The following is an 11,895-nucleotide window of genomic DNA, read 5'->3' as shown; positions in this document are numbered from 1 at the left end:
GGGAAGTACTTGTGTGGTTTTTTCAGGAATCGATGTACTTATCTAAAATTGATACGTACAGCCATTTTGCGAAGTCTGGTAAAACAGAAATAGTAAAAGAGCGATTGTGTGTCGAATGTGTTAAGCCATTGAATGCAGGGCAACCCTGTTGCCTTCAGAATCACGGATCAGCGCCCAGTAACCGAGACCAGCATCTGCAGAAACAGCAATTTTGCCCCGCAGTATGTCCCCGCCTGCTTTTTCAACCTGATCAAGCACAGGCTGCAAATCAGATTCACAATTGAGATAGATCAGTGCACCATTTTCCGATGGTAAATAAAATGAAGGATCATAGACAATAGCTCCACCACGACCTTCGTGACTGGCATCGTATAAAAAAAACGCCATCCGCACGCCGTTTACTTCGCGCGCCGGCATCTCATATTCAAGAATGGATTCATAGAATTTCTTTGCCCGGTCAAAATCACTTACAGGAATTTCAAACCAGTTGATCGCATGATTAGGCGTCTGCATGAAATCTACTTTTAGTACAGTAAAATAATGGAAAACAAACCATAAAAAATGTACACATTTGTTTTAATTACACAGTCTTTACATTTCTTTAAGAAAAGAGCGCGCTAAAAAGCCTAAATTTGTTGATTAGAGCGATTTACTTTATTATTTTTTAGTTTTTTCATGAAACATCTGCTGCCGTTAGGTATTCTGGCTTTTTGTTCTGTTGTGTTAATGGGTTGTCCGTATGAGTCACATGTACCGATTGGTTTGCCTACCATTCCTGTGGATAACCGCTTTGTGGGCAAATGGGGCAGCGAAGATGAGACGTACAATAAATATACCGTCGAGGTAAAAAACGCCACAGAATACAAAATCATTCAACGTTCCGTTACCGGCAATACGGCTCACTTCACAGGTTATCTTACCGATGTGAAAGGTGCTACGTTCATGAATCTTTTCTCCGACAGCACACAGACTTACTATCTATACCGTATCAATCTCGATCCGGGTGGTAATCGGTTTACATTGATGCCAATTTCAGAAAAACTGAGCGAACATTTTGGCAGCTCAGAAGCGCTCCGCACTTATGTAGAGAAGCACCTCAACCTCCAAAGTTTTTATAATCAGGACGATAAAGAGGAGTTTATCAAGTCCGAATAATTCACATTTTTTTATTTTGACAATGATGCCCGAATCGTTAAATTAGCAGAAATACTAATTTATGGGTACGAACATCATTAATGATCTTCACCTCCAGGTAAGTGAAAATCTAAATCTCGTGGGCCATTACAATCTGGACAAAGATGCCGATTGTTTTGTGATCAGTTACCATGTGGATGATGCTGCCAACCCTGCTGAACCGTACATACCGACGCGCTATTTTTTACGCAGGGTAGATGGACAGTGGGTAAATGGCAACTATGAAAATGACCATCGTTTTGAACCAGTGAAGGATCCGTACGTCGACCATATCCAGTCTTATCTGCTGAAAACTTACTACTAGCAACGAGCCAATCTAATTTACGGGAGCCTGTTTCAAAACGGCTCCAGGAGAGAAAGACAAAGCCACAGCACATGCACTGAGCGGCAATTCCGGTTCACTAAATGACAGCATGTGTGTACTAACCCGTTAATTTCATAACCTTTCCCGCAACATAACTGCATGAAAAAATCAATACTCATTCTGTGCGCCGCCGCACTAGTGGCTGGTTGTAGTCCATCTACAAAATTAGAAAACAGCTGGCGCGATCCTGCAGTGACGATTAATTCTACTACGTTCAACAAAATAATGATCGCTGCTTTATTGAAAAATGAAAGTACACGACGATCTGTTGAAGAACAGCTGACAGAAAGGCTTAAAGGGAAAGGATATCCATCTTACATGATGCTCATGGTAAAAGATATGACGCCCGAAAATGAGGAGAAACTAAAACAAAAATTCACCGAAAAAGGAATAGACGGCGCCATCGTTATGCGATTGGTTGACGTAAACAAAAAGGTAGAATACGTGCCCGGGTCCACAAGCGTTTCGGCTGCCTACGCGATGCCTTACGGTGCCGCTCCGTACGGCGTTAACCCATATACGTATAACGGCGGATTTTACGGCTATTACGGCATGAGCTATGCCTCGTATTCCAGTCCGGGTTATTATCAGGAAAGTAAAACCTATTATGTAGAGACCAGCGTTTTTTCTTTAAAGGATAATAAGCTAATATGGGCCGGTACTACTTCTTCATCCAACCCAGACAATCTCGACAAAATGATTCACGATATTGCCGGCGTTATCTCTTACCAGATGCGCGCGGAAGGATTCATCTCCACTAAAAAATAAACTTGGGCTGAAAGCACAAAGCTTAGAACTTAGAATTTAAAACTTAAAACCAAGCGTTAGGCTTTCGGCTTTGAGCTTTAAACGTTAGGCCCAGAGCGGCTGCTAACCCGAAGAGGGGGATTTGTATTAAAATAATCCAAATCCCTCAAGAGGGGGTAAGGTGGAGAACAACCATAGAAATAGCTTTGTGATAGAAAAAATCACCGTTATGAAAAAGCTATTCTTCTTCAGTCTGATCGCCGTTCTCTGCGCAACGATGCTCGCAATGTCAGCAACGGCCCAGTCTGTAAACGTAAAAGTAAATGCAGCCACCATCGACCCGGCTTCTGCAAACGACAAAAAACTGGTGTATGTAAATAACACCAACGCGCTCTCCTACGTTAATCTTCATGTAAAAGACAACCTTGCTTTTTTTGACAATCTCGGCGATTTTAATGCGCTGAAAGTACACGTAACTAATGCTGACGGTAAGGAAGTGGTAAACCAGACTATAAGCACTAAATACAATGCTTTTGATATCAGCCGCTTAGCCAAAGGCCTCTATTTTGTGACTTTAATCAATGAAAATACCGACAGCCGCAAGGCATTTACCCTGAACTTGTAATGCCCTGTTGCTTCTAACATAATAACAGGCTGTCATCAACATCGCTGGCGGCGCTCTTGTTTGATTGCAACGGCAGCCTGTTTTCCTACTGCATAAAGAATGGGAGATATATATTTTTCGTACCTTTAAAGAGCAAGTCTCTTATGCATCTTGCCAGACCCTCAGCATTTCATTTTTATCTATCGGATCTAATTCAATTCACTTTTCCAGATAATGCGTAAACAGTCATTTATGGATTTGCATTTTGATAGCGGAAATATACCTCTGGAAGGCAATAACATCCCTCCCGTACCAGGCGATAATTCTGCGAAAGAAAAGAAAAAAAGAAGTGGTGCATTATACGCTGCTTCTCTGTGGAGGAGTCCTACAGCCCATGCGGACCCACACAATCGTCACTCTTCAGGTTATGCCAATACCGGCACCAACATCTCTTACGAAGGCGCTACAGCACCAGGTTCAGGTGGCTGCGTAGGTACAGGTTATGCATCTGGTAAAGATGCACTGGACGAAAAATTGCGCAACGAATCTGACTATGCTCACATGAGAACAAAATCTAAGAAAACTGAAGAAGACGAATCTAAAAAAGACGACGACTACACGCCAAATAATGATGTCTAAAATCAAGAAACCATAAGGGGAAGTTGGTCGTGAACGATAAGGCCGCTGCGGATCGCAGCGGCCTTATCGTTTTTTACCGATGTTAACATCTCATTTGCATCAAAAAACAATACATGTGTATATATTGCAGTCAAATTACAGTTGGATTGCGTAGAAAGCCGCAATGCTACATGAACGAAAGCAACAATATTTTTCAAGGAAGAAAATATTGTGTTACCCCGACCAGTTATTGAGACCGCACACAGCACCGCTGATGCTTGAAGCCTTGTTGCGCCTGCAACCGTTTTCATTCATGTCTTGTTCCGATTACGAAAGCACCTTCTCGGACATTATCGTATGATCACCAATGTTTGTCTATGATCGTTCGCTTTGGCGTACCGATAACTATCTATTTTAAAAAATTTTCATTCGAGCAGTACCCCGAAAATTTCTTCAAAATGAAACGCAGCATCCAGTTGTCAGCCTTGCTGACAATACTACTCTGCATCTATATGAATGCAGCATGGGCACAAATTCCTTGCCCAACCGGAGCATCTATTACCAGTAATAACTTTTGTATCTACATCCAATGGGCGAGTCCAATCTCAACGACTCTTCTCGACTCGACAAAAATTGTCTACGTTCCAGGTCTTGGCGGAAATAAAGTAAGCAAATATGCATTCCAGCAGATAGCCACCAACAATACACTTATCGACGTATTTAAAGATACCTCCGGTCAAGGTGGTGGCGGCTCTTGCAATGCCAATACGAACAATATTTCACTGAATTCGCTGGCCGGAGCTATTATCAAATTTCTCATCGGCAATGACACGATTCAATGTTTGATTGCATCGCCTTTGCCAGTACAAATGGTGTCCTTCAATGTGTATCGGAGATCTGCAACTACGGCCGATATACAATGGATAACCGCCCAGGAAGAAAACATCAATTATTTCTCCGTACAACGCAGTCTTAACGCTATCGACTGGCAGGAACTTTCAAAATACAATCCGCAAAATGACAACAGCACTACTACGCACACTTACGACTACATAGATCAGGCGTTGCCAACGCAAGCCAAGGTTTATTACAGGATCGTCACCACAGATTACAATGGCTACTTAACTGATTCTAAAGTAGCAACGTTGAATATCACCACTGATGCCGACGGCCATGCAACTGTCTACCCGACCGTAACAACAGGCAGTGTGACCATTCAAACCTCCGATGTAAAAAGTACTTGCTCGATAACCTCTATGCTCGGCCAGATTGTACAGGTACCGATAGATGATGAAGGCACGGTTAAAATTGCAGACATGTCTTCACTCGCTGCCGGTATGTATTTGCTAAACATCCAATCTTCAACTGGCGATCATGAAGTGGTAAAACTGATGAAGTACTAGTCCATTTCTTTCACACAAAGAGAAGCTCCACGAAGCTGTAGGAGCTTCTCTTTTTTATCAAATGTAAAAGTCAAAAACAAAAAGTTGTGATCCGCTAAAATCGCCGAAGGCTATTTTCTCATCTTTGATTTTAGCTCGCAAATCTCAAATTCTAAATCGCCGATACTAGAATGCTTCTGCAAAGTTGATGTAGAAACCACTTACGCCGTGTGGTCCAAAGCCCATATCAAAACGAAGATTAGTATTGTTTTTTGAATCAACCCTGATGCGGATACCGCCACCATAAGAAAGATAAAAACCATCGAGTGAAAGATGCGAATACATGTCTGCTACTCTACCCGTACCGATGAATCCGGTAACACCGAAAATATTCCACACCGGCATACGGTATTCCACTTGTCCGTCCACCAGTACTTTATCACGGATTGCCCCCTGATAGTAACCACGCATTCTGCTATCACCGCCGAGCAGCGATAATTCATAAAACGGCACATCCCCACCTGATGCACTAGTATAGGCTTGTATCGCGATTACATGTTTCAGCCATGGATTAAAATATTTACGGCAGTCGAGCTGGAATTTAGAGAATTGATAATGACTGCCGAGAAAGCTGGGAAAACCGAGAAAGTTGGTAAATACAAATACACCTTTTGAGGGATTATAACGGTTATCGCGTGTATCATACGCGGCCGCAATACCCAAACCAATTTCAAAACCACCGTTTACACCCGTTACATTATCACGTATGAGAAAGCTATTGCTATCTGGTTTAATGGAGAAATAATCTGCCAGTTGAAATGCAACGCCAACGTATAAATGCGGCTTCACTTTAAACATCGGATTGGCCACAAACTGAAAACGATCATACTGCACCTGATGCGCACTATCAAGCGATACATCGTTACCAATACCCAATATATATTCTGGTTGCTTTTTGTAATTGACATACCCATTCACCAGAATATTATCATGATGCATGCTTAGCTCTGTCGAAACCGATGCATTGATTCTTCCTTTTGTTGACCAGCTTACTACTTCCGAAATTTTCGAAGGTTTGGACAGCGTATCTTTTTTCGATAAATGAATCAGGTTAAATTTTGCCAGACCAAAAATATTGCCAGCCTCACTCGAATAAGAATATAACGGAACAGGGATATACTTGAACAGGTTTTCCGCTTTCTGGTTAAAGCTATCGAACTTCGACACCTTCTTTTTAGCGGTGTCTGCCTGCACGGAGGTTTTAGCGCTGTCTATCTGGGCAAAAGACAGCAAAGCAGTGAACAGAAAAAAGGTGGTAAGGACTAGTGATTTCGGCATATATACATAAATATAATAATTCAAGTTTGATAAATACTAAGCGAAAATTGACAATTGGCAATTGATGGCTACTTTTGTCAGGCAAATTTTTTACCCAGATGGACCTGGAATTCAACAAAAACGAAGACGCAATGCGCCTGGCCACTAGCCAGATGAAACAGAGACATGCTCAGATCAGCCTCGGTGGCGGAAAAAAAGCCATTGAGAAAGCTCGTGAAAAAGGGAAAATGACGCCGCGTGAGCGCATTCAATATTTGATAGACAAGGGCACTGAATTTACCGAGATCGGTTCATTCGCTGGCTGGGAAATGTACGCCGAGCAAGGCGGATGTCCTGCAGGTGGTACCGTTGGCGGGTTAGGCTACGTGAGCGGCCGCCAGTGTATGATCATTGCCAATGACAATACAGTAAAAGCCGGTGCATGGTTCCCGATCAGCGGAAAGAAAAATCTTCGCCTGCAAGAGATCGCGATGGAAAACCATTTACCTGTAATCTACCTCGTAGACAGCGCAGGCGTTTTCCTGCCAATGCAAGATGAAATTTTCCCTGACAAAGAACACTTCGGTCGCATCTTCCGCAACAATGCAGTGATGAGCGCAATGGGCATTACGCAGATTGCAGCCGTAATGGGCAGTTGTGTAGCAGGCGGTGCATACCTTCCGATCATGAGTGATGAGACGCTGATGGTAGAGGGTAACGGTTCTATCTTCCTTGCCGGCCCTTACCTTGTAAAAGCGGCGATCGGTGAAGATGTGGATATTCAGACGCTCGGTGGTGCGAAAACACATACAGAGATCAGTGGTATTGCTGATTATAAATTTGACACAGAAGCGGAATGCCTGGATCAGGTGCGCCGCATCATTGATAAAATCGGTGAACAACCACGCGCTGGTTTTGATCGTGCAAAACCGAAAGAACCAAGCAAAGACCCGAAAGATATTTATGGCATTGTAAGTATTGAAAACAACAAACCTTACGATGTTGTAGAGGTGATCAAATGCATCGTGGACAATTCTGAGCTGGATCAATTTAAAGAAGACTACGGCAAGACCATTGTGTGCGGTTATGCGCGCATTGACGGCTGGGCAGTTGGTATCGTAGCAAACCAACGTAAGATCATTAAAAGTGGTAAAGGCGAAATGCAATTGGGTGGCGTTATATACAACGACAGCGCTGACAAAGCAGCTCGCTTTATTCAGAATTGTAACCAGAAAAAAATTCCACTGGTATTCCTGCAGGACGTAACCGGCTTTATGGTGGGTAGTCGCAGTGAACATGCAGGCATCATCAAAGATGGTGCGAAACTGGTGAACGCTGTTGCGAACTCTGTGGTTCCAAAAATCACTATCGTAATTGGTAACTCATACGGCGCAGGCAACTATGCAATGTGTGGTAAAGCTTATGATCCACGTTTTATCTACGCATGGCCAAATGCGAAGATTGCGGTAATGGGCGGTGAACAAGCTGCAAAAACGTTGTTGCAGATTCAGGTAGCTTCGCTGAAAGCAAAAGGCGAAACCATCGACCCAGAGAAAGAAAAAGCAATGCTGAAAGAAATCACGGACCGTTATGCGAGCCAGACTTCTTCTTACTACGCGGCGGCACGCTTGTGGGTGGATGAAATCATTGATCCGGGGGAAACGCGTCGTGTCATCTCTGAAGGTATCAACGCCGCCAACCATGCTCCTGTGGTGAAAGAATGGAAAGAAGGCGTATTTCAGGTTTAATAAATACGATTCTCGTTATACAGAAAACGGAGTGCAATCTGCACTCCGTTTTTTATTGTTATTGAATTTAGTAATAAAACCAGCATCTGACCGCTGGCATCTAACATGCGGGTTAAAGGGGCTGGTTAAAATTTAAATCCGATACGGAAACTGCCTTGCAGCATAATTTTACTGTGTGTTGGCTGGTTGTATGATTGCTCACTGAAAAAATGTCCGATACCGAGATCTCCGCCCACCTGTAGTCGTTTGGTAATGTCAAAACTAACAGACTGCGTAAACATGGCGCCAAACATGGAATAAGGATGAAACGTGTACGTCGTACTTTCAATGCCATTGGCTTCCGACTGCGTATCATGCGACCAGCTGCTCATTGGTTGCCCTTTTCCCGCGGCGAGCGCAGCCATGACAGAATAGTGCCAGCGTGACGTTGGTTTTGTCAGTTCATAACGCACACCAGCAATGAGAAAGCACACGCCCTTGAACGGTGCTACCTGAAAATTTTTACTGGCGTCATTATTACGGTAGCCGATACCTACAGTGGCGTTGATAGCCCATTTACCGCTGCGATCAATAATGCGGTCATAATTAAGTCCTGGGCCCGAATAACCATTCATGTCGGTGTGGCTGTACGAAAGTGTGTTTTTGTGAACAGGCGTTTTCTGAGAGAAAACAAGAGCTGTGCTGGTCGTGTTTGATTCCGGGTCTTGATCAGGAACTTGTTGCTGCGCAAATGCGGTGTTACAACCGAGCGCAATCAGAAGGGTCAATAGCTCTTTTGTAGGAATGCTCATAAGGTTTGATTTGGTTGACGGCAAATCTATATTTTGCAATCAAGCCATGGTAATGCCTTACAATAAGATTAACATAAGAAAAAGCTAATCAATTGACAATGGACAGTTGACAGCTACTCGTGTTTATTACGAAACAACCTGCCTCATTAGTATTGTAAAACACCACTGAATCGCGCCGGAATTCCCATTTAGGGGTTAGGGGTTTTATTTTCCGAAGATCATAAACTTCATCTGCACCTGCATGTAATTTCTGTTCACATATTTCGGGTCGATCCAGCTATTGATACCACCGCGATACAGCACCCCTGCCTTTAATTTTTTTGTGATATTGTACTCTGCTTTACCTGTCAAACCAACATCCATGTTCGGTATCAGTTTGATGTCGTCGACTTGCGGATTGTCTGAAACTACCGTTTTCATATCATCATCCTGCAGTTTACGTTGTACATCAGCGCCCACACCAACCGAAACTTTCCTGATCAGCTGGTAACCTATTGTCGGAGCAAATTGCAGGTAATATAAATTGGTTATCGTTTGCCCCTTTGGTGGCGGTTTCATATTGCCCAAAGGCTGGCCTGCTCCGGTACCGGTGTTTGTCCCCGTATGATCAGTACCTCCGTAACTACTTAGCGTATTATAATCCGTTGATGAATAGTTTGCCGTATTCTGCAGATTTTTACTGCTGATCACTGCAAGATCACCGTCCACAAAAAATTTACGCCCCAGTGGCTGATGTGCATTTACCCCCGCCATATAACCAGAAGACGCAGAACCGTAATTGACACCACCGGTTATACCCACACTTAATTTTTTCGTTCTTTTTACTTCGTCGGGATAATCGCCAGCGGGCATTGACAAGTCTACCTTATCGTAGTTTTTTTTCTGTTGCTCCTCAGTTTGTTTTTCAGTGGGGGTATTCGCAGCGATAAGCGGTGTTGTCGTATCCGCAGCTACGCTGGCAGGTTTATTCCTTACATATTGCACACATCTTATCGGAACCGGCGGCCCGAAATGTACCGTCGGTGCAGTATTGGCTGCCAGAGCAGCACTTACGTTACTATTTCCGCCTGCGTTATTTCCGTTATCATTCCCAACCGGATTGATCTGCTGATTTGATTGCCTTTTTGAAAAAGCCAAATGTGTTGCCGGCTTACGCAACAACCACAGACCTGATGTAATTAATGCCACAGCCAGCGCAGCGGCCATTCCCACCGCAGGTAAAACCCTGCTCTTCTTCTTATGAACATTACCTGCAGCGTTCAGATCAATAACCATACGCTCCCACTGGGCGGGTTTATATTCAAACTCGCCATCGTCAAATTGATCCCGTAGCAGATTGTCAAATTCGCTTGTGTTCATACAACGAATTTTGAGTGTTTGTTTTTTTAATTAATTCCTGCAAAAGATTCCTCGCCTGGTGTACATGCCAGTAAGAAGTGCCTTTGCTAATGTCTAATAATGCCGCAATCTCCTTGTGTGAAAAACCATCAAACACAAAAAGGTTAAAAACAGTACGTGTGAGCGGCGGCAGCGTCTGTATCATTTTCACCAGTTCCTTAAACGCCATCTGCCGCATCGTGTCATGATCTGAAGTGATCACATTTTCAGTAACCATCGAAGCATTCACCTGCATCTGCATGGATGTTTTCAGATAACGGCTTTTCAGATAATCCAGACAAGTGTTGATCGTGATCCGTTTCATCCAGCCTTCGAAAGAACCTTCATTTTTATAATCGCCGATACGTGTAAAAATCTTGAGAAAGCTATCATTCAGCAGTTGCTCTGCATCTTCCATGTCTTTTGCATAACGTGCACAGATTTTCAGGAACAAGCTGTAGTAATTTTTGTACAGCTGCTCCTGAAAAGCGCGGATATTATTCCGGCATCCGTTTATGATCTCGGTCTCTGTGTATGCCTGCATAAAAGCAGTAAAAGGGTCTACAAGATTATAAAGAATTACGGATGTATAGTAACCAATAATAATCCCATTCGGCCGGGTCACCTATACCCACGCTCGGGGTATACAAGAAAAGCCCCACTTTTGCATGATCCACGCCAATCGCATTTGCGGTAACACTTAGTCCGGCAATGCTATACCAGATAGAGGCAAAATTCTGGGACGGATCAAACTCAATTCGATTGGCACCCCCGAAATACTTCACTTTGGTAGAATCCGGTTTCAGGACGCTCAACTGAAAAGGTGCAAACTTATTGGAACTGTCCAGTTGTTGTGGCAGTATTCTTTGCCCTCCGCCCATCCAGATCACCGTTCCAAAAAACACCGTATCGCCCGTAGGGATATACTTTAGCGTGACGTTGCCAAAATCACCGGCCGGTTTTACAATTTCCTGAATCGGGATGGAATCGGCAACATAAGAGCCCGCAGGATAAGTAAAGATTTTTCCGCCTTCGAATTTACCGGTCTGATAGTCGACCTTCAGCATTACGAGTTTGGCGCCATCTGAAGATGCAGGCTTGGTGTCTGAGCTTTTTTTGCAAGAGCCAAGCAGTAATCCGCAGGCTGCAATGAGCAGTAATGGTTTCATAAATAGTCCTTTTTAAAGGTTATAAGTGTGCTAATGCGGTATCAATTCGACTGAGATATGCTCTGATGGCATTACTGAGATAAGCGGTATCGGGGTCTACAGACCAGTATTTTACGGGCGCAGTGCTACTGGCCTTGTATTCTATATAATAAGCTCCCTGGTCATGACAATCCGGACAACCGACTGCTGTATCCGGTTGATTTGTCATTTCCTGCGGAAAATTGTACAGCACTGCTGATGCTGCTACCCAGGCATTGGGTGAACTAAGCGGCACCCCGGCGAATAGAAGCGGCTTTCTGAATTGGACCATATTATCCGGATAAACAGATCCATTACTAATCTTATAGAACCTTGCGCAATTGGGTCCGCCGCACATACCGTAATATTTTCCGAAGGAGAAATAACCGGTTGCGTCCATCAGCAGCATGTTTCCATCCCCAAACAATATCGGCTGCTCTACAGAGCTAGCTTTCTTTTTGCAGGCAGCAAACAAGAGTATAACAGCAAAAATCCAGATAGCAAACTTCATAATCTCAATTTGAAAATGCGTAAATGTGCTTATTTGAAAACGTATCTTCTTTAAA

The 11,895-nt window shown here is 43.5% G+C and carries 14 protein-coding genes; 7 read left to right on the top strand and 7 right to left on the bottom strand.

The features are described 5' to 3' along the window. Positions 1–120: 120 nt before the first annotated feature. Positions 121–513 (bottom strand): VOC family protein, encoded by a 393-nt coding sequence (locus DN068_RS02150; RefSeq protein ID WP_110997242.1) that lies wholly within the window; start codon positions 511–513, stop codon positions 121–123. 162 nt (positions 514–675) lie between these two features. On the opposite strand from DN068_RS02150, the gene DN068_RS02145 reads away from it, so the two are divergent. From DN068_RS02145 to DN068_RS02115, 6 genes are all read left to right on the top strand, one after another. Continuing rightward, on the top strand, positions 676–1,155 hold the full coding sequence (locus DN068_RS02145) for a hypothetical protein (RefSeq protein WP_110997241.1): 480 nt from the start codon (positions 676–678) through the stop codon (positions 1,153–1,155). Positions 1,156–1,216: 61 nt separating this feature from the next. Next, on the top strand, positions 1,217–1,498 hold the full coding sequence (locus tag DN068_RS02140; RefSeq protein WP_110997240.1) for a hypothetical protein: 282 nt from the start codon (positions 1,217–1,219) through the stop codon (positions 1,496–1,498). A gap of 159 nt (positions 1,499–1,657) precedes the next feature. Then, positions 1,658–2,326: a lipoprotein gene (locus DN068_RS02135; RefSeq protein ID WP_110997239.1), complete on the top strand. Its 669-nt coding sequence runs from the start codon at positions 1,658–1,660 to the stop codon at positions 2,324–2,326. A 208-nt stretch (positions 2,327–2,534) separates the two neighbouring features. Next, entirely contained in the window at positions 2,535–2,930 is a 396-nt protein-coding gene (locus DN068_RS02130) for a T9SS type A sorting domain-containing protein (protein ID WP_110997238.1), read from the top strand. A 231-nt stretch (positions 2,931–3,161) separates the two neighbouring features. Continuing rightward, positions 3,162–3,548: a hypothetical protein gene (locus DN068_RS02125; RefSeq protein WP_123985205.1), complete on the top strand. Its 387-nt coding sequence runs from the start codon at positions 3,162–3,164 to the stop codon at positions 3,546–3,548. 437 nt (positions 3,549–3,985) lie between these two features. After that, positions 3,986–4,930, top strand: a complete 945-nt coding sequence (locus DN068_RS02115; RefSeq protein WP_165836253.1) for a T9SS type A sorting domain-containing protein — start codon at positions 3,986–3,988, stop codon at positions 4,928–4,930. Positions 4,931–5,095: 165 nt separating this feature from the next. Here DN068_RS02115 and DN068_RS02110 read toward each other — a convergent pair whose 3' ends face one another. After that, positions 5,096–6,247 carry a BamA/TamA family outer membrane protein gene (locus tag DN068_RS02110; protein WP_123985204.1) on the bottom strand — a complete coding sequence of 384 codons (1,152 nt, stop codon included), beginning with the start codon at positions 6,245–6,247 and terminating at the stop codon, positions 5,096–5,098. A 98-nt stretch (positions 6,248–6,345) separates the two neighbouring features. Here DN068_RS02110 and DN068_RS02105 point away from each other — a divergent pair, with 98 nt between their 5' ends. Beyond that, complete coding sequence (locus DN068_RS02105) at positions 6,346–7,974, top strand: acyl-CoA carboxylase subunit beta (RefSeq protein WP_110997233.1); 1,629 nt, start codon at positions 6,346–6,348, stop codon at positions 7,972–7,974. Between the two features lie 125 nt (positions 7,975–8,099). Here DN068_RS02105 and DN068_RS02100 read toward each other — a convergent pair whose 3' ends face one another. The 5 genes from DN068_RS02100 to DN068_RS02080 all read right to left on the bottom strand — a co-directional run bounded on the left by DN068_RS02100 (position 8,100) and on the right by DN068_RS02080 (position 11,840). Continuing rightward, complete coding sequence (locus DN068_RS02100) at positions 8,100–8,765, bottom strand: hypothetical protein (RefSeq protein WP_110997232.1); 666 nt, start codon at positions 8,763–8,765, stop codon at positions 8,100–8,102. 204 nt (positions 8,766–8,969) lie between these two features. After that, positions 8,970–10,124 carry a hypothetical protein gene (locus DN068_RS02095; RefSeq protein WP_110997231.1) on the bottom strand — a complete coding sequence of 385 codons (1,155 nt, stop codon included), beginning with the start codon at positions 10,122–10,124 and terminating at the stop codon, positions 8,970–8,972. Beyond that, positions 10,105–10,686, bottom strand: coding sequence for an RNA polymerase sigma factor (locus tag DN068_RS02090; RefSeq protein WP_110997230.1), 582 nt, complete (start codon positions 10,684–10,686; stop codon positions 10,105–10,107). The genes DN068_RS02095 and DN068_RS02090 overlap by 20 nt, the downstream gene beginning before the upstream one ends. Positions 10,687–10,711: 25 nt before the next feature. Further along, positions 10,712–11,311: a hypothetical protein gene (locus DN068_RS02085; RefSeq protein WP_110997229.1), complete on the bottom strand. Its 600-nt coding sequence runs from the start codon at positions 11,309–11,311 to the stop codon at positions 10,712–10,714. A gap of 19 nt (positions 11,312–11,330) precedes the next feature. Then, positions 11,331–11,840, bottom strand: coding sequence for a hypothetical protein (locus DN068_RS02080; protein WP_110997228.1), 510 nt, complete (start codon positions 11,838–11,840; stop codon positions 11,331–11,333). Positions 11,841–11,895: the final 55 nt, after the last annotated feature.

The organism is Taibaiella soli, assembly GCF_003236175.1.
Classification (GTDB): domain Bacteria; phylum Bacteroidota; class Bacteroidia; order Chitinophagales; family Chitinophagaceae; genus QKTW01.
Note: the sequence above shows the minus strand (reverse complement) of the source record. Positions and strands in the feature narration are given on the sequence as shown.

Bases quoted from the DNA above. Each gene is read 5' to 3' on its own strand.
- DN068_RS02095 (WP_110997231.1), bottom strand. From the start codon at position 10,124: ATGAACACAAGCGAATTTGACAATCTGCTACGGGATCAATTTGACGAT.
- DN068_RS02110 (WP_123985204.1), bottom strand. From the start codon at position 6,247: ATGCCGAAATCACTAGTCCTTACCACCTTTTTTCTGTTCACTGCTTTG.
- DN068_RS02145 (WP_110997241.1), top strand. From the start codon at position 676: ATGAAACATCTGCTGCCGTTAGGTATTCTGGCTTTTTGTTCTGTTGTG.
- DN068_RS02130 (WP_110997238.1), top strand. From the start codon at position 2,535: ATGAAAAAGCTATTCTTCTTCAGTCTGATCGCCGTTCTCTGCGCAACG.
- DN068_RS02090 (WP_110997230.1), bottom strand. From the start codon at position 10,686: ATGCAGGCATACACAGAGACCGAGATCATAAACGGATGCCGGAATAAT.
- DN068_RS02150 (WP_110997242.1), bottom strand. From the start codon at position 513: ATGCAGACGCCTAATCATGCGATCAACTGGTTTGAAATTCCTGTAAGT.
- DN068_RS02105 (WP_110997233.1), top strand. From the start codon at position 6,346: ATGGACCTGGAATTCAACAAAAACGAAGACGCAATGCGCCTGGCCACT.
- DN068_RS02140 (WP_110997240.1), top strand. From the start codon at position 1,217: ATGGGTACGAACATCATTAATGATCTTCACCTCCAGGTAAGTGAAAAT.
- DN068_RS02125 (WP_123985205.1), top strand. From the start codon at position 3,162: ATGGATTTGCATTTTGATAGCGGAAATATACCTCTGGAAGGCAATAAC.
- DN068_RS02100 (WP_110997232.1), bottom strand. From the start codon at position 8,765: ATGAGCATTCCTACAAAAGAGCTATTGACCCTTCTGATTGCGCTCGGT.
- DN068_RS02080 (WP_110997228.1), bottom strand. From the start codon at position 11,840: ATGAAGTTTGCTATCTGGATTTTTGCTGTTATACTCTTGTTTGCTGCC.
- DN068_RS02085 (WP_110997229.1), bottom strand. From the start codon at position 11,311: ATGAAACCATTACTGCTCATTGCAGCCTGCGGATTACTGCTTGGCTCT.
- DN068_RS02135 (WP_110997239.1), top strand. From the start codon at position 1,658: ATGAAAAAATCAATACTCATTCTGTGCGCCGCCGCACTAGTGGCTGGT.
- DN068_RS02115 (WP_165836253.1), top strand. From the start codon at position 3,986: ATGAAACGCAGCATCCAGTTGTCAGCCTTGCTGACAATACTACTCTGC.